We start from the raw sequence: 23,453 nt of genomic DNA, 5'->3' as shown, positions 1-23,453 counted from the left end.
CCCTAATCATGTTGTTGGAGGAAGTATCCAACGCCTCTACGTGTCACAATATATTCAGGGTGTGAAGGATCATCTTCAATCTTCTCACGTAAACGACGAATCGTTACGTCTACTGTACGCACGTCACCGAAGTAATCATAACCCCATACTGTTTGTAGTAAATGTTCACGTGTCATGACTTGACCCATATGTTTAGAAAGGTAGTGGAAGAGTTCAAATTCTCTGTGTGTTAATTCAATATCTTCCCCACGCTTTTTAATCGAGTAAGCATCTGGGTAAATGACAATATCTTTAATTGTAATTTCATTTGTCGTATCACTTACTTCTTGAGCTGGTTGTGAATAATGGCGACGTAAGTTCGCTTTCACACGTGCGATTAATTCACGTGTGCTGAACGGTTTCGTAACATAATCATCCGCACCAAGTTCAAGACCTAATACTTTATCGATTTCAGAGTCTTTCGCTGTTAACATAATAATCGGCATTTCGAATTTCTTACGTACTTCACGGCACACTTCCATACCGTCACGACCAGGTAACATGATATCTAATAATACGATGTCTGGTTCTTCCTCGTAGATTAAATCTACTGCATCATTACCATCATAGGCACAGTAAACATCATATCCTTCTTTTTTCAAATTAAATTCTAAGATGTCCGCAATTGGCTTTTCGTCATCTACAACAACAACTTTTCTTGCCATATCTATAAACCTCATTTCTCAAATTGTAGTTCTATATTTTATTATTCGTTCTTATGAATTAGTAAAGATTAAACTGTGATTTGATGCGTTTTTAATAAGTTTATAGCGCATATTAATCTACTATATAATTTACCATTAATATTCATGTAATTCTATTTTCATATTTAAAATTATAGAATAATATTCGTTTAAAGTTTACCACTCTAATTTAATATTACAAATAAGTTGAACCCTTTGAATACGGGACAAAAGTCGTAGTGACACCCATTTAACCCATTATTACAGAATGATGATACGACTCAATGGTTTAGTAGCAAGCTTTCTATTTTAAACATAAGAATAATATTAAGATTCTGTTGCGACGTCATACTTTTGTAATGCTAAAGAATGTATTACGATATTTAGCTTTTAGTATATTTTTGATTTTTTGAAAAGGATATCTAAAAAGTTGAAAATGTGGATTTACATGAGTAAGTAAAATGAAGACATAAAAAAATGCCTATCCTTTTGGATAAGCAATACGGTCTCGACGGGAATCGAACCCGCGATCTCCTGCGTGACAGGCAGGCGTGTTAACCGCTACACTACGAGACCTAAAAAATGGTGACTCCTACGGGACTCGAACCCGTGTTACCGCCGTGAAAGGGCGGTGTCTTAACCGCTTGACCAAGGAGCCGTTCTTAAGCACAAGATAGATTATAGCACAGGCTTTATTTTGAATACAAGACATTTTTTACATAATTTTAATATTTTTTTATAATTCCTTAATTTTTGGGATAAACGTTGTAATAACAATGGTTTCAATGTTACAAATGCTATATTTATCGATTTTTTACACTTATATTTTTATAAAAAACGGGGGTGCGACAGAAATAAAATTTTCTCAAAGTTTATTTCGTTGTTACCCCGTCAAGGATGACTAGGTTTGAAAAAAGCTTGATTCAAGGGCATTTTTCAAATCAGTCAGCTACTGACAAAATGATAAAGTAGGCTGAGACATTTTATTTTGTCCCAGCCTCACTAATTATTAATATTGTTGGAATGATAGAGGGGTTACAGTGAGCAGGTTTTTCGGCAGAAACACTCAAAGTTCGACAAAACTTGAGAAACAGTTTTGCTCACTTTTCGATTCTGCTCAAAACCTGAACGCTCACTTGCGCACCTTTTTTACCACAATTGTTCTAATAGGTTTGTTTGGTCACGGTCTGGGCCTACTGAGAAGATTGAAATACGTACATTACATAATTCAGAGATGCGTTCTAAGTATTTACGTGCATTATCTGGTAATTCTTCTAATGTACGGCAACCAGTGATATCTTCTTCCCATCCTGGTAACTCTTCAAAAATTGGTTTACAACGACGTAATTGATCTAAGTTAGCAGGATATTCTGTAATTTCTTCTCCATCTAATTCGTAAGCAGTACAAATCTTCACTGTATCAAGACCTGTAAGTACGTCGATAGAGTTAATAGATAAGTCAGTAATACCACTAACACGACGAGAGTGACGTAATACAACTGAGTCAAACCAACCTACACGACGTGGACGTCCTGTTGTTGTACCGTATTCACGACCAACTTCTCTAATATGATGTCCATCTTCATCAAATAATTCTGTAGGGAATGGACCATCGCCTACACGAGATGTATATGCTTTACATACACCAATCACTTTAGATACGAAAGTTGGGCCTACACCTGTACCAACTGTTACATTACCTGCAACAGGGTTACTTGAAGTTACGAAAGGATATGTACCATGGTCAATATCTAACATAACACCTTGTGCACCTTCAAATAAAACTTTTTCTTCAGCTACAAATGCATCATCTAAGATTTTAGAAGTATCTGTAACAAACTCTTTCAAACGTTGACCTGCAGCATAGTATTCATCAAAGATTTCATCGAAACGTGGGCAAGTTTCATTAAACATGCCTTTGAAGTATGCATTTTTAACTTCAATGTTTTCTTTTAAACGTCTTTCAAATGTTTCTTTTTCTAATAAGTCAGCCATACGGATACCAATACGTTGTGCTTTATCCACATAAGCTGGTCCGATACCTTTCTTAGTAGTACCGATTTTATTATCACCACGACGACGTTCTTCATATTCATCTTGTGCTAAGTGATATGGAAGAATGACTTGCGCACGGTTAGAAATACGTAAGTTTGAAGTAGATACACCACGTTCATTTAAACCGTCTAATTCTTTTAATAATGCAACCGGATCTACAACTACACCGTTACCTATAACTGCAAGTTTATCTTTATAAAATATACCTGATGGCACTAAATGTAATTTATAAGTTTCTCCACCAAATTGAATCGTATGACCTGCGTTATTACCTCCTGAAAAACGTGCAATAACATCTGCTTGTTCCGCTAAGAAATCTGTAATTTTACCTTTACCTTCGTCTCCCCATTGTGTCCCAACAACTACGATTGATGACATGTGAGCACCTCCAAAGTTTTCTCAATTAACCATTAAGTATTCTATCAATACGAACCTCATAATGCAAATAAAAATCGAACATTAATTTTAGCGTATAATAGTTCTACACTCTAACTTCAATTTATTTAACAAAACTGTTAAAACCTTGATAATACAATGATTTAAACTCATTTACCAAAAAACCATTACACATACTTACGCTCAAATTCTATCACCAAAATAAAACAAAAACCGTACATTAAATAGATAATATAATTTAATGTACGTCAAAATATTTTTTATGACATTTCTGCATGTGCATAATCAATGTCTGTAAATTTATTATATTGTTTCATAAAGTGTAACTTCACAGTACCAGTCGGACCATTACGTTGTTTAGCGATAATGATTTCAATTTCACCATTTTCATCATTCGATTGTGGTTCGAAATTTCCACCGTCATCGTCATCTTCGCCTTCACCACGATTATAATAATCATCACGATATAAGAAGGCAACGATATCCGCATCTTGCTCGATAGAACCTGATTCACGAATATCACTCATCATTGGTCGTTTATCTTGACGTTGTTCCACGCCACGAGATAACTGACTTAGTGCAATAACTGGACATTCTAATTCACGAGCAATCGCTTTTAAAGTACGTGAAATTTCAGATACTTCTTGCTGTCTGTTATCAGAAGCACGTGAACCACTACCTTGAATTAACTGTAAATAGTCAATCACAATCATGTCTAAACCATGTTCTTGTTTTAAACGACGGCATTTAGAACGTAAGTCTGTAATTCGAATACCAGGTGTATCATCAATGAAGATCTTGGTACGTGATAATTTACCGACTGCTATTGTAAATCGATTCCAGTCTTCTTCTGTCATCGTACCTGTACGTAGTCGATTGGAATCCACATTACCTGAACTACAAATCATACGTGTTGCTAATTGGTCTGCCCCCATCTCAAGTGAGAAAATGCCGACAGTATAATTACCTTCATGTGTCGCTACCTTTTGAGCAATGTTAAGAGCGAAGGCAGTCTTACCTACTGAAGGACGGGCAGCTAAGATAATTAAGTCATTTCTGTTAAATCCAGCTGTCATTTGGTCTAAATCACGATAACCCGTAGGAATACCTGGCGTTTGACCACTATTTTGGTCGAGCTCTTCAGCTGTTTCATAAACTTGTCCTAATACATCTCTAATATCCTTAAATCCATCACTTTGACGATTAGAGGATAATTCAAGAATACGTCGCTCGGCATCACTTAATATCGCATCTAATTCAAGTTCATTATCATAGCCATCGTTGGCAATACTATCCGCAGTTTGAATTAATCTGCGTTTTAATGCATGGTTTGCGACGATATTTGTATAATACTGAATGTTACGTGTCGTAGGTACATTATTTGAGAGTTCCGCTAAATACTGAGGACCACCAGCCTCGCTTAATGTACCTTCTTTCGTTAATTGATCCATTAACGTTACGACATCAATTTCATCACCATCTTCATTTAAGTTCATCATCGCTCTGAAGATGTGTTGGTGGGCACCTCTATAAAAGGACTCAGGAAGGAGCACTTCCTGAGTCGAATTAATCAATTGTGGATCTAAAATAATTGCACCTAAGACAGATTGTTCAGCTTCATTATTATGTGGCATTTGCTTTTGCTCATACATATTATCCATTAATCATTACACCTCTAAATCCATCTTAATTTTCACAAATCATAGTGCAACATTGTTATTTGAAAATTTTTAGTCATTAGTTCACGTAGCGTAGTTGAATGACGCTCAAATACACAGTTTTTAATGAACTTAAGTGCTTAGCACTTAAGTAAGTAGTTCTAATGATTATAATCAAAGAACTACTTTACCCGCTTCTTACTTCTCTACAGTGTGAACACGGATTGTACCTTCAACTTCTTTGTCTAATTTAACAGGTACATTGGTATAACCTAATGCATGGATACCTTGAGGTAAATCCATTTTACGTTTATCAATTTTAATATCATGTTGTGTTTTAAGTGCTTCAGCAATTTGTTTAGTACTTACAGATCCAAACAATTTGCCTCCTTCACCAGTTTTAGCACTCACTTCAACTTCAATTTCTTCTAATTTTGATTTTAAGGCTTTAGCGTCATCAATTTCCTTTTGTCTATCCGCTTCAGCACGTTTATTTTGTTGTTCCAATTGTTTCAAATTACCTGGAGTTGCTTCAACAGCATAATTATTTTTAATTAAAAAGTTATTTGCATACCCTACTGGTACATCTTTAATTTCGCCTTTTTTACCTTTACCTTTAACATCTTGTGTGAAAATTACTTTCATGCGTCTTCACTCCTACTCATTTGTTCTGTAATTGTTTGTTGTAATTGTTCAATCGCTTCTTCAATTGATAATCCTTTCAATTGTGTTGCAGCATTAGTTAAGTGACCACCGCCACCTAAGGCTTCCATCGTTAATTGAACATTAATAGAGCCTAATGAACGTGCTGATATACCGATTAAGTTATCTTCACGTTTAGCTACTACATAAGAAGCTTCTATACCTTCTAAACTTAACAACTCATCCGCAGCTTGTGCAACTGTAACAGGATGATAAATTTTTTCGTTAGAACCATGTGCAATTGCAATGCCATTATCTTGAACTTCAACCGTTCGAATAAGTTCTGAACGATTAATATACGTATCGACGTCATCTTTTAAGAAGTGTTGCGTTAATATCGTATCTGCACCATGGGCACGTAAATAGCTTGCCGCGTCAAACGTTCTAGAACCTGTACGCAATGTGAAGTTACGTGTATCAACAATGATACCTGCATACATAACAGTAGATTCTAAACGTGTTAAACGTTGTTCAGTTGGTTGATATTCTAATAACTCTGTTACAAGTTCTGCAGTCGAGCTTGCATAAGGTTCCATATATACTAATAATGGGTTAGAAATAAAGCTTTCTCCTCGTCTATGATGGTCAATCACGACTTTACGATTAGCTTTATTTAGAATGTTCTCATCTAATACCATTTCTGGTTTATGCGTATCCACAACGACAATTGTAGATTTAGATGTCATCATATCCCATGCTTCGTCTGATGTAACAAATCGTTCTTTCAACTCAGGTTTCTTATCGATTTCATCCATCACTCGGCGTAACGTTGGATCAATATCTTCCTCGTTTAAGACAACATAGGCTTCTAAATTATTCATTAATGCGAATCTTGAAACCCCAATTGCCGCACCTATAGCATCTAAGTCAGGACGTTTATGTCCCATAATGATAACTTTATCGCCTTCAGTTAAGATATCTTTTAATGCGTGAGAAATAACACGCGCTCTTACACGTGTACGTTTTTCCATCGGGTCAGTCTTACCGCCATAGAATCGCACGTTTCCGTTCATATTCTTGATAGCTACTTGGTCACCACCACGACCTAATGCTAAATCTAGACCAGATTGTGATAATTCACCAAGATCGATTAAGTTCTCCGTACCTTCTCCGACACCGATACTTAGTGTTAGTTGAGCACGATAACCGACACTCTTTTCACGTAATTGGCTAAGGATTTCAAAGTTAGATTCTTCGATTTCGGCTAATATTTTTTGATTTAAATACGCTACGAACTGATCAGAATTATATCGTTTAAAGTAAATATTGTATTCTGATGCCCAACGACTAATCACTCTCGTTACCATTGAGTTGATTTCAGAACGTTGCGTGTCGTTCATATTTTGCGTAATTTCATCGTAGTTATCTAAGAATAACGTTGCGATGATTGGTTTTGATTCTTCATATAACTCATTAGTTTGTACTTCATCTGTAATATCAAAGAAATATAAACAACTTTCTTCTTCTGAATGACGAACGTGGTAATGATATTGACCATGTTCGATTTCAACTTCTTGTACCTTTTCAAGCTGCTTTAAAATATTCGGAAAAACTTCATTGACTGGTTCTGAGATGACATTCGTTTCTAAGTGTTCAGACATGTACTGGTTAATCCATTCAATATGGTCATCAGCATCAAGCACGACCATACCAATAGGTAATCGTTTAATTGCTCTGTTGCTTCCAGCCGAGATGTGACCACTTAAGTTATCCACATAATTATCCATTTTCAATAAGGCTTGTCTGACTAACACGATGCTAATAATAATCAACACAACTAAAATAGCTGCTGCAATTGTAGCGACTAATGGTTTAAAGATAAACCATACAACTACAAGTGCAATCGAAGTGAGTACCATTAAAATAAATGGTATCAGTAGAGCCTTCTTAGTGGATTGACGGTTCATTATTCCACCTCTATTCACTTTTTAAAGTCATTTTTTAATCATTCGTTTTAAATTAATTCCTAAATCAAGTACGCCAAGTAATGCAATGATATGTGTTGCTGGTGTAATAATTGTCCCCACAACCATCAGCAATATCGTTACAGCGTTTGGTATACGTTTTGCTTTACCAAAGAAATGAATTACACTCAATCCTTGGATATACATCAGTAATGATAACACAACTTCGAAATTTAACACGATACTTTGGAAAGTACTTGGTTCAGTAGCGAACATTACACAAAGTAAAACAACCATATATACCCATAGTAATGAACGGTTAAGCTGCCAAGCAAATAAAGGTTTAAAAATTGGTGTAGCTACTTTAAATTTACGAAGAATTGGAAATGTAATAATTAAGTTAATTAAGACTAAAATAAAGACCATAATGATAATAAAACTTGGAAGTTGAACTGCCATTTGACGGAAGCCTTCTTCTAAGATTGTTTTATAATCTGCTTCAACACCTGATGTTACAACAGCATTATGCATTGTATCTTTAAAAGGCTTAATTAATGTCGTAGCGCTAGGTATCTTTTTAAACGTTTGTAATAACATAAATGCGACTAAAGTAAATATACTTAAATATGTTGTAGCTATAAATAAGATGCGTTCTTTAGAGGCACGTTCTTTCAATAATTGGCCAATAATAAAGCTAAGTATTAAAACTAAAATCATGGCACTTAATACAAATGTATTACCCAACAATGTGGTAAGAATAACTGTGATCAAAGCTCCAATTCCAAATGATGGAATAGACTTATTCCATAAAATAATACCTGGAATTGTAGCGAATAAACATAGAATTAATCCAAGTACTGGTAATACATACGTAACTAAAGCAACCATAACAAGTGCAATTGTTCCTATAATTGTTGCTTTAGGATGTACTTTTGAAAACACATTCGCCACTCCTATACTATTTTGACTATAACTTCTATTTTAACCTCTAAGCAAAATTAAAACAAATTGTGAAGATTGAGGTATAGCATAAGACTGTAACAATGTGTTTTTACTTCCATAGCGACCTACCCGCTTCGTCTATTTTCGCTTAAATTTCGTTACTTTAAGAAAATGATACAAGTTAGGTGCCCAATCATTAAAATTTAATAAAAAGCCATCATGACCTACATTGTCTGGAACAAAGAAATGACGATGATATTTAAATCGCTCCCCTACTGCCCTCACTTGATCATCTGGATATAATAAATCATCCGTAAATCCCATTGTTAAGACCTTAGTATCTAGAGATTGATAAACATCATCTACATTCGTACGTCCGCGATCAACATTATGGCTATCTAAAACATTTAGCATTGTTAAATAACAGGACAAATCATAAGTTTCTTTAAATTTATTACCTTGATGTCGTTGATAACTCACCACTTCATCTGGTGAAAAGCGTTGGTCATAACTTTTAGATGAACGATACGTTAGAAAGCCTAATTGTCGTGCAATATTAAGACCTTCTTTGCCACCAAGATGAATCGCTTCTCGTGCAATTTCATTGAAAGCACGACTATATGACGACGTCTTATCAGTTGCTGCTAGAATAACCGCCTTATCCACTTCAAATTGTTGATTATATAGAAGCTCCATGACTTGCATGCCACCTAGACTACCACCAATTAAAATATTAATCTTGTCGAAGCCAAGTGCGCGTATGCCCAATTCAATAGCTTTTACAATATCTCTCAAAGTTAAATGCTTTGGAAAATTTGGATTAGTTAAAGGAGAACTTGAACCGAAGGGACTACCAATAACATTAAACGTTAGAAATTGATAATCATAAATCGGCATATAACCACCGTCTATAATTTCACGCCACCAACCAGGCTCGTCATCTGTGCCATATGTTAGATGATTACCAGTAAGTGCGTGACACACTACAACAAGCGGTTGACCAGCATAGCCTACATGCTCATAACGCAATTGTAAATTATCAATCATTTCACCTGATTCAGTTGTAAAGGGTCCTAAATTTAATGTTTCTACTGTGTAATTGGTCATGCGGTTACCTCCTTTTAAATAAAAAATCGCCTATACTCTATTATTAAAGTATGAGGCGATTTGTCTCCATTACTTATCATTCGAGTATCTCGTTGGTAGTAGCACCGTGCGTATGCATCGCCGGTTGCTGAAGTTTCTCAGGGCCGTGTCCCTCCACTTCTCTTAATAAGTTTTTTAACTCTATTCATTTACTGCGTATTTATAAAATAGTATCAATGTACCATTTACGTTCTAGACTTTTATTTTATCTAATTGTATAACCAATTTCAATTGTTAGTTGTTGGGTTCTGCCTTTTCTAAAAGAAGAAACGTAAACCTGCTATAAGAACAATACCCACTAATATTGTTGTCGTAAGACTTCGTGTAAAAAGTGCAACAAAAACAGTCGGAATTGTTACTAAAACAAATGGGATATTGAGTGTATATCCTGCTACGCCCTCTTGTTGCTCGATAATGCCATCTAAGATAAGTGCTGTAAATAATGTAATTGGTATAAACGATAACCATTTAATTACCGTTTCTGAAAGTTGAATACGTGAAATCATTAAGAATGGGACTACTCGAATAATTAAAGTTACAAGTCCACACAACACGATTAATATAAACATGTACCAAGATGTTGTCATTTATCCATCACCACCCCTAATGTTGCTGCTAACATAGATGCAATTAAAATTGCGACGTATGACGGCATGAACCAGCTTAAACTGAGCATCATCACGATGACAAATACGATAAGTACTATGTAAATTTTAAGTTTAGATGAAGTGATTGATTCAAATTGTGCCATTGTTAAAAAGATAAACATCGCGGTAATCGCAAAATCGAGACCTAACATATCTGGATTAGATATGTATTTACCGAGTAACGCACCAACAATACTTGCTAGTGCCCAAAATGAATATGCAGTTAGATTCAATCCATGTAACCAACGATCGTTTATCTTCTCCCCTTTTAAATGAGGCGTGATTGCAACGCCAAAGGTTTCATCTGTCAAAATTGAAGATAAGCCTAGTCGATTCCAAATACCATAATCTTTATAATTAGGTGCTAACGTCATTGAAAGTAGGAAGAAACGTGAATTGACAATCAATGTTGTAAGGACAATGGCAGAAATCGGTGTTCCAGTAGCCACAAGCGCACATATAATAAATTGTGCTGCACCAGCATACACAAGCAAACATAATAATAGTATTTCGATGATACTAAAGTGTTGTGAAGTCGCCACTATTCCAAATGATAGTCCAATTCCAACGTAGCCTAATAAAGTAGGTATACATTCTTTAACGCCCTGTTTAAATGTCACGTGTGATGGCATCTTTGTAACCTCCTTTATTCTTATTAATTTTATAAAGTAATATACTAATATTTTTAGTCTAATATACGGATGCTAGAGTGGCAACAACATTAGACACAGGGTTGTGTGACATTAGACTGAATGACTACTTATAAGTGTTGATTTGAAAGGATTTTAAATGTGTCTGTTTTTGTCGACAACGGTTGATTTATCTCTTGAAAGGTAGTCTAAATTAGCCTTTTTACTTCATCCCTTTATTAAGAAAAAGTGGAATTTTATGCAATTAATTATTAGAAATATACTAAGAGGAAATGGACTAAATTTAATATATTAGAATCTCATATGTAAGGACGAAAAAAACTGAGAAAAGCTCGGTAAGAGCATTTTCTCAGTTTAGTAGCTACTGCGAATTTGCGATATAGCCTTAACATATTTATTTTAATCTGTACTTCTTAATAACTAATGAATTAGTCGTTTACTGGACGGATTTCAGTTTTACCACCCATGAATGGTACTAATGCTTCTGGAATTGTTATTGATCCATCTGCATTTTGATAGTTTTCAACGATAGCTGCAAATGTACGACCTACAGCAAGTCCACTACCATTTAAAGTATGTGCTAATTCTGGTTTAGAAGCGGCATCACGTTTAAAGCGGATGTTAGCACGACGCGCTTGGAAATCAGTACAGTTTGAGCAAGAACTAATTTCTTTATAGTTGTCATAACTTGGTAACCATACTTCTAAGTCGTATGTTTTACTAGCACTGAAACCGATGTCGCCAGTACATAAGATAACACGACGATATGGTAAACCTAATTCTTCAAGAATTGCTTCAGCATTTTGTGTCATATCTTCTAAAGCGTCCCAAGAATCTTCAGGTTTTTCGATACGAACCATTTCAACTTTGTCGAACTGGTGTAAACGGATTAAACCTCTTGTATCTCTACCAGCTGATCCTGCTTCACTACGGAAACAAGCTGTTTGAGCAGTGAATTTTTCTGGTAATACGCCTGGTTGGATGATTTCATCTCTATAGAAGTTTGTTAATGGAACTTCTGCAGTTGGAATTGTGTATAAACCTTCTTTTTCAACTTTGAATAAATCTTCTTCAAATTTAGGTAATTGACCAGTACCAAACATTGTATCTGCATTAACTAATTGAGGTGTCATCATTTCAGTATAACCGTGTTGCGTTGTATGTTTAGTAAGCATGTAGTTCATTAATGCACGTTCTAATAATGCACCATCTTTAGTTAAGTATACGAAACGCGCACCTGAAATTTTTGCAGCACGTTCAAAGTCTGCCATTTTTAATTCTTCTACTAAGTCCCAGTGTGCTTTTGGTTCAAAGTCAAATTCACGAGGTGTACCCCATTTTTTAACTTCAACGTTTTCTTCATCAGAATCCCCTTGTGGTACATCTTCAGCAATTAGGTTAGGGATACGAATTAAGATATCTCTAACTTTATTATCCACTTCGTTAAGTTTAGCGTCGTTTTCTTTGATTTCGTCACCAAGTTCACGCATTTCTTTGATAACGTCGTCTGCATTTTCTTTGTTACGTTTCTTTTCAGCGATTTCTTCACTTACTTTGTTACGACGTGCTTTCATTTCTTCAGTTTTACCGATTAATTGACGACGTTCATTATCTAATTCTAATACTTCGTCAACTACTTTAGGATCATCTCCACGTAGTTCAATTTTGCTCTTAACTGTGTCTGCTTGTTCTCTGAATAGTCTAATGTCTAACATGTAATACTCATCCTTCCCAATTTTTGAAAAATTTAATTTCGGATAACATGCGTATTTTCAATAAAAAAAGACCACATCCCCTTTACAAGGGACGTGGTCTACGCGTTGCCACCCTATTTAACAATTTAACACTACATATGTATCAAATTGCGCTTTCCTTAAAATAACGGTTATTACCGGTTGTTCACAATTGTAGGTAGATTCGCATAACAATCAATTACTTGTTCACACTCAACACAAGCTCTCTGAAATTAATTGATTATGTTACTTGTCCCACGAACAATAACTTATTAAGTTATTTTTAATATAGCAAACTCCTTTATAATTAGCAAGTAAATTGTAAATAATATTATATTCATACTAGTCGTAAACATCCTCTATTAACCAACATAATCACTTCCCATCATTCATTACAAAATAATCTTCATAATAGTGTTGACGAAAGTCATTCACAGGTATAATATTTTCTATTGTATTTAAAAAGGTCATAAACAAACATTCAAATTTAAAACTTAACAGGTGAGTTAGTTGTTGATGCTTTCGCTACGCATCTCATCGTCACTTAAAATTTGAGTTATATATAGAATTGACAATAATCACATTTTTACAATTTAGTATTATACGTTCGAAACGTCTTCAAGGGAGGGTTTAATTCATGGAAACATTAACAACAGTTAATATTCCGAAAAGAAAAGAAGAGACACATAAAGGTGACTATGGAAAGATTTTACTTATAGGTGGGAGTGCCAATTTAGGGGGAGCAATCATGTTGGCTGCGCGTGCATGTGTTTATAGTGGGAGTGGATTAATTACAGTAGCTACACATCCTACAAATCATGCTGCACTTCATTCTCGTTGCCCAGAAGCGATGGTTATCGATATTAACGACACTAAAATGTTAACTAAAATGATTGAGAACACTGATAGTATTTTAATTGGACCAGGCTTAGGTGTCGATTTCAAAGGTAATAACGCAATTACATTTTTACTACAAAATATTCAGCCACATCAAAACTTAATTGTTGATGGTGATGCGATAACGATATTTAGTAAATTAAAACCTGATATCCCAACTTGCCGTATTATCTTCACGCCACATCAAAAGGAATGGGAACGTTTGAGTGGTATCCCTATTGAAGAACAAATTTATGAACGTAATAGAGAAGCTGTAGATAAGTTAGGTGCTGCAGTTGTACTGAAAAAACACGGCACTGAAATATTCTTCAAAGACAAAGAATATAGACTTGCCATTGGTACACCGGCAATGGCGACTGGTGGCATGGGAGATACGTTAGCTGGTATGATTACAAGCTTTGTTGGACAATTTGATGATTTTAGAGATGCGATAACAAGCGCAACTTATACACATAGTTATATTGGAGAAAAATTATCTGAATCTATGTATGTCGTACCACCTTCACGTTTAATTAGTGAAATTCCATACGTTATGAAAGAATTAGAAAACTAAATAAGCTATAAAAATAAGACTTCCCTGGTATTAGGGAAGTCTTATTTGTTGAAGGAATCAATATTGTTGTAACTTTCTATTATTGATTAACCTTCTATTCTTTAATTTTCGTCATCTTCATCATTGTTAGATGCATTTTCAATGTCTTCATTTACACGATCCATGAAGTCTTGTCTAACTTCAATACGTTCATCTGTTGCCTCTTCATCAGATGAAACTGTAGTCTCTTCGTCCGCTTCAGTATGAAGTGCGTTACCTGGTGTATCATCATCAATTACTTCTTCACTAGGACTTTCTGTACTTTCTGCATTTGATTCACCATTTTCAGTTTGAGCAGCCTCAGTCGCATCTTCATCTTCTGTTTTATCAATAACTTTAGCAACTGTTGATACAAATTGATCATCGCCTAATTTCATTAAGCGAACACCTTGAGTTGCACGACCATTTTGAGAAATATCTTCTACTTCTAAACGAATGATAACACCACTATTTGTAACAATCATTAAGTCTTCTTCGCCATTAACAGTTGTGATACAAACGATATTACCATTACGTTCAGTAATCTTCGCAGTCTTGATACCTTTACCACCACGATTTGATAAGCGATATTCACTCACTGGCGTACGTTTACCATAACCATTTTCAGTAACGACTAGCACTTCATCTTCGCTATCGGCATGTGCAACATCTAGACCTACAACGACATCATCTTCACGTAATGAGATACCTCTTACACCTGCAGCAGTACGACCTAATGGACGTAAACTTGTTTCTGCAAATCTAATTAATGAAGCATGGGATGTTCCAATCAAGATATCTTGATTACCATCTGTAAGACGTACTGCAATTAATTCATCGTCTTCTTTGAATCCAATCGCAATCTTACCGTTCTTATTGATATGTGAGAAATTGCTTAAAGCAGAACGTTTCACAATACCATTTTTAGTTGCAAATACTAAGTAACTATCTTCATCTTCAAGGTTTCTAACAGCAATCATCGTACTGATTGTTTCATCATTATCTAATTCAATCGCATTAATGACTGGAATACCTTTAGATTGGCGAGATAATTCTGGAACTTCGTATCCTTTAAGTTTATAAACACGGCCTTTATTCGTGAAGAATAGAACGTGGTCATGTGTACTTAACGTTACAAGTTGGCTTACGAAATCTTCTTCCAATGTATTCATACCTTGAACGCCGCGTCCGCCACGGTGTTGTGAACGATACGTTGAAACTGGTAAACGTTTAATATAGTTATTATGGCTCAATGTGATGACGATTTGTTCTTCAGGAATTAAATCTTCATCTTCTAAATCATCTAAGCCACCTAATTGAATTTCTGTACGACGTTCGTCACCAAAACGTTCTTTAATATCAGTTAACTCATCACGAACTAATTGAAGTAAAACTTCGTCATCGGCTAAGATTTCTTCAAGTTCAGAAATATAACCGAGTAATTCGTTGTATTCATTTTCAATTTTATCTCGTTCTAAACCAGTTAAACGTCTCAAACGCATATCTAAAATAGCTTGCGCTTGACGTTCAGACAATTTAAAACGCTCTTGCAATGTTTCCATAGCGACTTTATCTGTTTCTGATTCACGAATTGTCGTAATAATCTCATCGATATGATCTAACGCTATACGTAAACCTTCTAAGATATGTGCTCGGTCTTTCGCTTTTTTCAAGTTGTATTCAGTACGACGACGTACAACTGTCTTTTGATGTTCTAAATATTCAACTAAAGCTTGTTTTAAATTGATTAATTTTGGACGTCCATTAACAAGTGCAATCATATTAACACCAAATGAAGTTTGTAATGGCGTCTGTTTATATAAATTGTTTAAAATAACATTGGCATTTGCATCTTTACGAACATCGATTACTACTCTAACTCCAGTACGTAAACTTGTTTCATCACGTAAATCAGTAATACCTTCAATTTTCTTTTCACGAACAAGTTCTGCAATCTTCTCAATCATACGCGCTTTATTAACTTGATACGGGATTTGAGTCACTACGATACGTTGGCGACCGCCACCACGTTCTTCAATTTCCGCACGTGCACGCATTTGAATTGATCCTCGACCTGTTTCATAAGCACGTCGGATGCCACTTTTCCCTAGAATTAAACCAGCTGTTGGAAAATCAGGGCCTTGAATATCTTCCATAAGTTCTGCAATCGTTACATCTGGATTCTTACTTAAATGTAAAACACCGTTGATGACTTCGGTTAAATTGTGAGGAGGAATATTTGTTGCCATACCTACAGCGATACCTGATGCACCATTAACTAATAAGTTAGGGAAACGAGAAGGTAAGACTTCCGGCTCTCTTTCAGTACCATCATAGTTATCTAGAAAATCGATTGTATCTTTGTTAATATCACGCAGTAATTCTAACGTAATCTTAGTCATCTTCGCTTCAGTATAACGCATGGCAGCGGCACCATCGCCGTCCATTGAACCAAAGTTACCTTGACCATCGACAAGTGGATAACGATAACTGAATGTTTGTGCCATTCTGACCATGGCATCATAGATTGATGAGTCTCCGTGAGGGTGATATTTACCCATTACATCCCCAACGATACGTGCTGATTTTTTATATGGTTTATCAGGGGTCATACCTTGTTCATTTAAGCCATATAAGATACGACGGTGTACAGGTTTTAAACCATCACGTACATCAGGTAACGCACGTGAAACGATAACGCTCATTGCATAGTCTAAGAATGATTCGCGCATCTCGCTGGTTATATTTCGTTCATTTATTCTTGATTGAGGTAAGTAAGCCATCAAGATATCCTCCTTCTATAATCAATTCACTTAAAATAGCAAGACTGCAAGCCATTATGCTATACAGTCTTCAAGATTTTCAATACTAGACGTTAACTTAGAAATCTAGGTTCGCATATACTGCATTGTCTTCGATAAATTGTCTACGATTTTCAACTACATCACCCATTAACATTTCAAATGTTTGGTCCGCTTCAATCGCATCTTCTAATTTAACTTGTAACATCATACGGTTTTCAGGATTCATAGTCGTTTCCCATAATTGATCCGCATTCATTTCTCCTAAACCTTTATAACGTGATATTTGCCATTTAGGTGTAGGGCTTAATTCTGATTTCAATTTATCAAGTTCACGATCATTAAATACATAATATTTTTGTTTGCCTTGTGCTAATTTATACAATGGCGGTTGTGCAATATACACATATCCCGCTTCGATTAGTGGTCTCATGAAACGATAGAAAAACGTTAGTAATAAAGTTCTAATATGCGCGCCATCCACATCAGCATCTGTCATGATTACAATTTTATGATAACGTGCTTTAGAGATATCGAACTCGCCACCAATACCAGTACCAAAGGCTGTAATCATTTGACGTATTTCATTATTGTTAAGAATACGGTCTAAACGTGCTTTTTCAACGTTTAAGATTTTACCTCTTAATGGCAAGATAGCTTGTGTTTTAGAGTCACGACCTTCTTTTGTAGACCCCCCGGCAGAGTCACCCTCTACTAGGAAGATTTCACTTTCTTCAGGTTTCTTACTTGAACAGTCTGCAAGTTTACCTGGTAAGCTTGAAATTTCTAAAGCTGATTTACGACGTGTCACTTCACGTGCTTTCTTTGCTGCGACACGTGCACGTGATGCCATAATTCCTTTTTCCACAACGATGCGTGCAACATTTGGATGTTCATATAAGAAACGTTCAAAATGCTCGGCAAACAATCTATCAACAATTTGACGTACTTCAGAGTTACCTAATTTCGTTTTAGTTTGTCCTTCGAATTGAGGATCACCGTGTTTAATTGATACGACGGCTGTTAAACCTTCACGTGTATCTTCACCAGACAATCTTTCTTTATCGTCTTTAATAATCTTACTTTGTGTTCCATAGCTATTTAATATACGCGTTAAGGCACGTTTGAAACCATCTTCATGCGTACCACCTTCATAAGTATGAATATTATTCGCATAAGATAATAAGTTTGTTGCATAACCGCTGTTATATTGCATAGCAATTTCTATTTCTACATCATCTTTAGTTTGATGAATATAAATAGGTTCTTCATGAATAGGCTCTTTATTTTCGTTTAATAGTTCAACGTAAGATTTAATACCGCCTTCATAGTGATATGTATCTTCGCGTTGCTCTACATCTTCACGCTCATCTCTTAAAGTGATTGAAATACCTTTGTTCAAGAATGCAAGCTCTCTAATACGCTTTTGTAGCGTTTCATAGTTATAAACAGTTGTTTCAGTGAATATCTCACTATCTGCTTTAAAGCGAATGACTGTACCTGTTTTACCAGTGCTACCTACTTCTTTAAGATCAAATTGAGGTACACCTTTTTTATATGCTTGATGATAGATAGTATCGTTACGATGAACGTATACCTCTAAATCTTCAGACAATGCGTTAACAACTGAAGAACCTACACCATGTAGACCACCAGATACTTTATAACCGCCACCGCCAAATTTACCACCAGCATGCAGTACAGTTAAGATAACTTCAACTGCTGGACGCCCCATTTTTTCTTGAATATCAACAGGAATGCCTCGACCATTGTCAGTTACTTTAATCCAATTGTCTTTTTCAATAATAACTTCGATTTGATTTGCATAACCAGCAAGTGCCTCGTCGATACTGTTATCCACGATTTCCCATACTAAGTGGTGCAAACCTCTTTCTGAAGTTGACCCTATATACATACCAGGTCTTTTACGAACGGCTTCTAACCCTTCTAATACCTGTATCTGTCCAGCACCATAGTTATCTGTGTTGTTTACATCTGACAATGTATTCACCATCACTTTCTATTACTTTATAATTTCACCTTGATTGATTCGATAAAGCTTAGCATTATTCATAATTTCATGATCTATGCCGTCTACAGATGTTGTTGTTACAAAGGTTTGTACTTTATGTTGAATCGTGCTTAATAGATGTGTTTGTCGAGAATCATCTAATTCGCTTAACACATCATCCAATAATAAGACTGGATATTCTCCAACTTCAATATTCATTAACTCTATTTCTGCTAATTTAATGGATAATGCAGTCGTACGTTGTTGCCCTTGAGATCCATATGTTTGTGCATCCATATCATTTACATTAAAGCCTAAATCATCTCTATGTGGTCCAAATAAACAGACGCCTCTATCCATTTCTCGCTTAATATTGTCATTCAATAGCGTAATCACTTCGTCCAATAACGTCTGTTCACCTTTGCTCATATCACTGAGTTTAATACTTGGTAAATAAGTTAATGACAACGTTTCTCTCTCATTCGTGATACCTGCATGAATCGGTTTAGCCAATGATTCTAATTCTTTGATGAAATGCTCTCGTCTCAACGTTACATTTAAAGCATATTGTGCAAATTGTTGGTTTAAGACTTCTAACATTGTAGTGTCTTGCTTCTGGCCCAATTGCAGTTGCTTTAAGTAATTATTCTTCTGTTTGAGAATACGTTGGTATTGAGCCAAATCATTTAAATATACTGCAGATATCTGACCTAATTCCATATCAATAAAGCGTCTTCGTATCTGAGGGGATCCTTTAACAATATTTAAATCTTCTGGCGCAAAAAGAACCACGTTAAGATGTCCAACATACTGAGTTAGTCGACTTTGTTCTAAGTGGTTCACTTTTACTTGTTTACCTTTTTTAGTTATAAACATCGTTAGTGGCATCGTTCCATGTCTATAATTTAGTACACCCTCTATTTTAGCATACTCTGAGTTAAACCGTATAAGCTCCTTATCATTCGATGTACGATGACTTTTGGCTAAAGCCAATGTGTAAATTGATTCAAGCAAATTCGTCTTCCCTTGTGCATTTTCTCCGATCAGAATATTCACATCAGGATGACATTCGAGCGTAACTTCTTCATAGTTACGATAATTTTCTAATTGGAGTGTTTTAAGTTTCATTGTTCACCTTGATGAATAATGATTACAGAATCAATTTCAGGGATATCTGGGAAATCAATTCGATCTTGGTTAGCTAGTTTTTTACCACGACGTGTTTCGCGCTCGCCATTAATTAGAACTTCAACATCTTGTAAGAACCATTTAGCTTGTCCACCTGATTCAATAATGCCTTCCGTTTTAAGAAATTGGCCTAACGTAATATCGCCCTCAACTACTACTTCTTGAACCAAAATAATCACTCCGTTTCTTTATGTGTCATTAATATATTATACCTTTTTTAGGTTTAAATTTCATTTAAAATGGAATGTGAAACCGTTTACTTCAGAATATCTTTTTACATATTTAATTTTAGTAGGAAAATTAATTATATTTTTCAATTTGAAGCGGCTTTTTTAAAGAAAATTGAAGATTACAAATGAGGTTGTATAGAGAATAGCCTGATTTTTAATTTTAAGGGCCATTTTAGCTTGATGATATATTATTTAGAGTTTATCCCACTAGTGAATAACTTTTGTGTCTATATTAAAGGCTGAATGAGCTTAAATTAAATAAAAAAAGGAGTTAGGACAGAATTCCTTTTGAATTCGTCGTAACTCCAAATTAATAGCTTTTAAAACTAATACGTTCTAATTGGTAAAATTAATTGTGTGACAGAATCATCTTCTTTTGGTTTGAGGATGAATGGTTTCATCGTACCAAAGAATTCAACTTCAACTTCATCATTATCAATCGCTTTTAGCGCATCCATCATATAACGAGAGTTGAAAGAAATCTTCAAGTTGCCACCCTCTACATCCGTTGCTGTAACTTCTTCTTTTACAGTACCAATCTCAGGTGATGTAGATGATAATTCTACAACATCATTACCTGTACTTAATTTAATAACGTTGTTACCACCTTCTCGTGCCAATAAAGAAGCACGATCGATTGCGTGATAGAATTCACCGTTGTCTAAGCCTAATTTAATTTCGTAATTCTCAGGGAATAAACGTGTTGTATCAGGATAATGTCCTTCTAATAAGCGAGAAATAAAGTTTACATTTCCAACTTTAAATAAAACTTGATTTGAAGCAAAGAAAATATCAATCTCTTCATCGCTATCACTCATAATTTTATTTAATTCTGATAAAGCTTTACCTGGAATGATGACATTTTTATTTTCAGAGTCATCTTCTAATTTCAACTTTCTTACAGCCAAGCGGTGTGAATCGGTCGCAGTGCATATTAATTCATCATCTTGTATAAGCCAGTTAACACCAGTAAGTACTGGGCGTGTTTCTGAGGTGGACACTGCGAAATTTGTTTGTGCAATGATATTTTTTAATACTTTTACTGATAATTGGATTGCATCATCACGTGATACTTGAGGTAATAATGGATATTGATCAGGATCTAAACCACTTAAGTTAAATTCAGAATGTCCTGAAGTAATTAGTGTTTGAAATTGTTCATTTGTTGATAATTTAACATCTTTACCTGGTAGTTTTTTAATAATATCTACGAAGAAACGACCAGGAAGTACAACTGAACCTGTTTCAGAAATAGTGACAATATCCTCACCATCTACTTGTTTAGGGATTGTAATTTCAATAGATATCTCAGAATCTGAACCAGTTAGAATGACTTCGTTATCTTTAGCATCGATTTTGATACCCGTTAAAATTGGTAATGTTGTTCTTGGTGAGATGGCTTTTAATGTGTCATTTAATTGATTAATAAAATAATCTCTTCTAATTGTGAATTCCATCATTAATTTAAACTCCTTCCAGTCGTTTATATATAATTATATAGGTTTTAAATTCATAGTAATAGTAGTAGGGCTTGTGGATTAGTGGATATGTTAAGAAAATCCTTATGTGCCAAAGTTATACACATGTGGATAAACTGTTGATGTTGTGTATTACTTTTAAACATTATCCACAATTACGAATAAAATGTTTATGACGTTTATCATTAATCAATGTTTCTTATACCATAATAACTTGTCACTATTTTTTATTTCCCACTTTATCATTTCATAATCTGTTGTATAACAGTTTTCAACTTTAATTTTATTGATTGCGAATTTCTTTTTCCAAATCTTCAACTTCTTGTTTAAAAATTGTATCGGCTTTAATATCTTTAGCGATTTTTTCGTGCGCATGAATCACTGTCGTATGATCTCGACCACCGAATTCTTCACCAATCTTAGGTAATGAAAAATCAGTAAGTTCTCTTGATAAATACATCGCAATTTGACGTGGATAAGCAATTGATTTTGTACGTTTTTTTGCGCTGAAATCTTCGATGCGAACGTTGTAGTAATGTCCAACGACTTTTTGAATATCTCGGATCGTAATTTTTTTAGATTTAGGAACTTGAATAATATCTTTGAGCGCTTCTGCTGCTAATTCAGTCGTAATAGGTCTGCCTTGAAGTTTAGAATAGGCAAGCAAACGTGTGAGTGCGCCTTCTAATTCACGGATGTTTGATTGAATTTGATTAGCAATATAATTTAAAGCTTCAGCAGGAATTTCTAAATTCTCTTCTTCGATTTTTTTCTGAAGAATCGCCATACGCGTTTCATAGTCAGGAGGAGTAATATCAACGATTAATCCCCATTCGAAACGAGAACGTAAACGGTCTTCTAATTTTGCAATTTCTTTAGGTGGACGGTCACTTGAAATGACAATTTGCTTCTTATTTTGATGTAATTCATTAAATGTATGGAAGAACTCTTCTTGCGTTTGTTCTTTATTCTGAATAAATTGAATGTCATCAATCAGTAACACGTCGATGTTTCTATACTTCTCTCTAAAGGCTTCAGGTTCATTGTTACGAATTGATTTGATGAAGTCATTTGTGAATTTTTCACTTGAAGTATATAGTACTTTAGCATTTGGTTGATTGCTAAGAACATGATGACCGATCGCATGCATAAGATGTGTCTTACCAAGACCAACGCCACCATATATAAATAGAGGGTTGTATGCTTGTGCTGGTGCTTCAGCAACTGCAAGACTTGCTGCATGTGGAAATCTATTGCCAGGTCCAATGACGAAAGTATCAAATGTATTGTGAGTATTGAATTGATCTATGCCTTCATGACCATCTTCAATGATTTGACGTTGAGGTTCGCTTGGCGTGTTAGATTTACGACTTGTCTCATCAAGTTCAGCTAATTGTTCAGCAGTGAAAAATTTGGGTTCAACTTCATAACCAATAACATCTTTCATAATTGTTTGGATTACTTCTTTGTAGTTTGAATTTAACCATTCTGCGTAAAATTCATGAATTACAAAGATGATTGCAACATTATCACGAATTTCTTTGAGTTCTGTATCTTTCAAAAAAGTATTAAATGTCGATTTAGATATTTCTGATTCAGCAACTTCTAATACTTTTTTCCAAATTTCTTGTTCTGACATAAAATAAACTCCATCTTCTTTTAAATTTAGGACTTATACACAGACATTTAGACAAGTGGATAAAAATAATCACAGCATGTTAA

General features: G+C 35.0%; 17 protein-coding genes, 2 tRNA genes, 1 riboswitch and 1 other annotated feature. Of the genes, 1 reads left to right on the top strand and 18 read right to left on the bottom strand.

What is annotated here, in order from left to right:
• Positions 1-2 precede the first annotated feature (2 nt).
• The 12 genes from yycF to serS all read right to left on the bottom strand — a co-directional run bounded on the left by yycF (position 3) and on the right by serS (position 12,537).
• Positions 3-704 carry a response regulator YycF gene (gene yycF / locus BDW31_RS09030; RefSeq protein WP_049394833.1) on the bottom strand — a complete coding sequence of 234 codons (702 nt, stop codon included), beginning with the start codon at positions 702-704 and terminating at the stop codon, positions 3-5.
• 521 nt (positions 705-1,225) lie between these two features.
• Positions 1,226-1,298: transfer RNA gene (locus BDW31_RS09025), tRNA-Asp, on the bottom strand.
• A gap of 7 nt (positions 1,299-1,305) precedes the next feature.
• Positions 1,306-1,380 (bottom strand) — tRNA-Glu (locus BDW31_RS09020).
• 491 nt (positions 1,381-1,871) lie between these two features.
• Complete coding sequence (locus tag BDW31_RS09015) at positions 1,872-3,155, bottom strand: adenylosuccinate synthase (protein ID WP_048667871.1); 1,284 nt, start codon at positions 3,153-3,155, stop codon at positions 1,872-1,874.
• A 278-nt stretch (positions 3,156-3,433) separates the two neighbouring features.
• On the bottom strand, positions 3,434-4,834 hold the full coding sequence (gene dnaB / locus BDW31_RS09010; RefSeq protein WP_011274373.1) for a replicative DNA helicase: 1,401 nt from the start codon (positions 4,832-4,834) through the stop codon (positions 3,434-3,436).
• A gap of 195 nt (positions 4,835-5,029) precedes the next feature.
• The gene (rplI, locus tag BDW31_RS09005) at positions 5,030-5,476 is read right to left on the bottom strand and encodes a 50S ribosomal protein L9 (RefSeq protein WP_011274372.1); all 447 of its coding nucleotides are present in this window, start codon (positions 5,474-5,476) and stop codon (positions 5,030-5,032) included.
• Positions 5,473-7,440: a DHH family phosphoesterase gene (locus BDW31_RS09000; protein ID WP_110709567.1), complete on the bottom strand. Its 1,968-nt coding sequence runs from the start codon at positions 7,438-7,440 to the stop codon at positions 5,473-5,475. Before BDW31_RS09000 ends, rplI begins: the two co-directional genes overlap by 4 nt.
• A 27-nt stretch (positions 7,441-7,467) precedes the next feature.
• Positions 7,468-8,394 (bottom strand): YybS family protein, encoded by a 927-nt coding sequence (locus BDW31_RS08995; RefSeq protein ID WP_235601757.1) that lies wholly within the window; start codon positions 8,392-8,394, stop codon positions 7,468-7,470.
• 123 nt (positions 8,395-8,517) lie between these two features.
• The gene (gene metX / locus BDW31_RS08990) at positions 8,518-9,486 is read right to left on the bottom strand and encodes a homoserine O-acetyltransferase MetX (protein ID WP_110709565.1); all 969 of its coding nucleotides are present in this window, start codon (positions 9,484-9,486) and stop codon (positions 8,518-8,520) included.
• A 70-nt stretch (positions 9,487-9,556) separates the two neighbouring features.
• A riboswitch (SAM riboswitch) is annotated at positions 9,557-9,658 on the bottom strand.
• 124 nt (positions 9,659-9,782) lie between these two features.
• Positions 9,783-10,112, bottom strand: coding sequence for an AzlD domain-containing protein (locus BDW31_RS08985; RefSeq protein WP_110709563.1), 330 nt, complete (start codon positions 10,110-10,112; stop codon positions 9,783-9,785).
• Positions 10,109-10,804 (bottom strand): AzlC family ABC transporter permease, encoded by a 696-nt coding sequence (locus BDW31_RS08980; protein ID WP_049394866.1) that lies wholly within the window; start codon positions 10,802-10,804, stop codon positions 10,109-10,111. The genes BDW31_RS08985 and BDW31_RS08980 overlap by 4 nt, the downstream gene beginning before the upstream one ends.
• Positions 10,805-11,250: 446 nt before the next feature.
• Positions 11,251-12,537: a serine--tRNA ligase gene (gene serS, locus BDW31_RS08975; RefSeq protein WP_049394867.1), complete on the bottom strand. Its 1,287-nt coding sequence runs from the start codon at positions 12,535-12,537 to the stop codon at positions 11,251-11,253.
• Between the two features lie 84 nt (positions 12,538-12,621).
• Positions 12,622-12,820 (bottom strand) — a binding site (T-box leader).
• A 372-nt stretch (positions 12,821-13,192) separates the two neighbouring features.
• On the opposite strand from serS, the gene BDW31_RS08970 reads away from it, so the two are divergent.
• Positions 13,193-14,005 (top strand): NAD(P)H-hydrate dehydratase, encoded by an 813-nt coding sequence (locus BDW31_RS08970; protein ID WP_110709561.1) that lies wholly within the window; start codon positions 13,193-13,195, stop codon positions 14,003-14,005.
• 101 nt (positions 14,006-14,106) lie between these two features.
• Here BDW31_RS08970 and gyrA read toward each other — a convergent pair whose 3' ends face one another.
• The 6 genes from gyrA to dnaA form a co-directional block, all read right to left on the bottom strand.
• Positions 14,107-16,806: a DNA gyrase subunit A gene (gyrA, locus tag BDW31_RS08965; RefSeq protein WP_110709559.1), complete on the bottom strand. Its 2,700-nt coding sequence runs from the start codon at positions 16,804-16,806 to the stop codon at positions 14,107-14,109.
• A 97-nt stretch (positions 16,807-16,903) separates the two neighbouring features.
• Positions 16,904-18,838 carry a DNA topoisomerase (ATP-hydrolyzing) subunit B gene (gene gyrB / locus BDW31_RS08960; RefSeq protein ID WP_049394870.1) on the bottom strand — a complete coding sequence of 645 codons (1,935 nt, stop codon included), beginning with the start codon at positions 18,836-18,838 and terminating at the stop codon, positions 16,904-16,906.
• A 9-nt stretch (positions 18,839-18,847) separates the two neighbouring features.
• Positions 18,848-19,963: a DNA replication/repair protein RecF gene (gene recF / locus BDW31_RS08955; protein WP_049394871.1), complete on the bottom strand. Its 1,116-nt coding sequence runs from the start codon at positions 19,961-19,963 to the stop codon at positions 18,848-18,850.
• Positions 19,960-20,202: a S4 domain-containing protein YaaA gene (gene yaaA / locus BDW31_RS08950; protein WP_172458781.1), complete on the bottom strand. Its 243-nt coding sequence runs from the start codon at positions 20,200-20,202 to the stop codon at positions 19,960-19,962. Before yaaA ends, recF begins: the two co-directional genes overlap by 4 nt.
• Before the next feature lie 377 nt (positions 20,203-20,579).
• Entirely contained in the window at positions 20,580-21,713 is a 1,134-nt protein-coding gene (gene dnaN / locus BDW31_RS08945) for a DNA polymerase III subunit beta (RefSeq protein WP_053024879.1), read from the bottom strand.
• A gap of 301 nt (positions 21,714-22,014) precedes the next feature.
• Entirely contained in the window at positions 22,015-23,370 is a 1,356-nt protein-coding gene (gene dnaA, locus BDW31_RS08940; RefSeq protein ID WP_053024878.1) for a chromosomal replication initiator protein DnaA, read from the bottom strand.
• Positions 23,371-23,453 lie beyond the last annotated feature (83 nt).

The sequence above is a fragment of the Staphylococcus sp. AtHG25 genome (genome assembly GCF_003217445.1).
Classification (GTDB): domain Bacteria; phylum Bacillota; class Bacilli; order Staphylococcales; family Staphylococcaceae; genus Staphylococcus; species Staphylococcus haemolyticus.
This window is presented reverse-complemented; position numbering and strand designations above follow the sequence as displayed.

What these genes read in the sequence shown, in the direction of transcription:
- yycF (WP_049394833.1), bottom strand. Translation starts at nt 704, where the DNA reads ATGGCAAGAAAAGTTGTTGTTGTAGATGACGAAAAGCCAATTGCGGAC.
- BDW31_RS09015 (WP_048667871.1), bottom strand. Translation starts at nt 3,155, where the DNA reads ATGTCATCAATCGTAGTTGTTGGGACACAATGGGGAGACGAAGGTAAA.
- dnaB (WP_011274373.1), bottom strand. Translation starts at nt 4,834, where the DNA reads ATGGATAATATGTATGAGCAAAAGCAAATGCCACATAATAATGAAGCT.
- rplI (WP_011274372.1), bottom strand. Translation starts at nt 5,476, where the DNA reads ATGAAAGTAATTTTCACACAAGATGTTAAAGGTAAAGGTAAAAAAGGC.
- BDW31_RS09000 (WP_110709567.1), bottom strand. Translation starts at nt 7,440, where the DNA reads ATGAACCGTCAATCCACTAAGAAGGCTCTACTGATACCATTTATTTTA.
- metX (WP_110709565.1), bottom strand. Translation starts at nt 9,486, where the DNA reads ATGACCAATTACACAGTAGAAACATTAAATTTAGGACCCTTTACAACT.
- BDW31_RS08985 (WP_110709563.1), bottom strand. Translation starts at nt 10,112, where the DNA reads ATGACAACATCTTGGTACATGTTTATATTAATCGTGTTGTGTGGACTT.
- BDW31_RS08980 (WP_049394866.1), bottom strand. Translation starts at nt 10,804, where the DNA reads ATGCCATCACACGTGACATTTAAACAGGGCGTTAAAGAATGTATACCT.
- serS (WP_049394867.1), bottom strand. Translation starts at nt 12,537, where the DNA reads ATGTTAGACATTAGACTATTCAGAGAACAAGCAGACACAGTTAAGAGC.
- BDW31_RS08970 (WP_110709561.1), top strand. Translation starts at nt 13,193, where the DNA reads ATGGAAACATTAACAACAGTTAATATTCCGAAAAGAAAAGAAGAGACA.
- gyrA (WP_110709559.1), bottom strand. Translation starts at nt 16,806, where the DNA reads ATGGCTTACTTACCTCAATCAAGAATAAATGAACGAAATATAACCAGC.
- gyrB (WP_049394870.1), bottom strand. Translation starts at nt 18,838, where the DNA reads ATGGTGAATACATTGTCAGATGTAAACAACACAGATAACTATGGTGCT.
- recF (WP_049394871.1), bottom strand. Translation starts at nt 19,963, where the DNA reads ATGAAACTTAAAACACTCCAATTAGAAAATTATCGTAACTATGAAGAA.
- dnaN (WP_053024879.1), bottom strand. Translation starts at nt 21,713, where the DNA reads ATGATGGAATTCACAATTAGAAGAGATTATTTTATTAATCAATTAAAT.
- dnaA (WP_053024878.1), bottom strand. Translation starts at nt 23,370, where the DNA reads ATGTCAGAACAAGAAATTTGGAAAAAAGTATTAGAAGTTGCTGAATCA.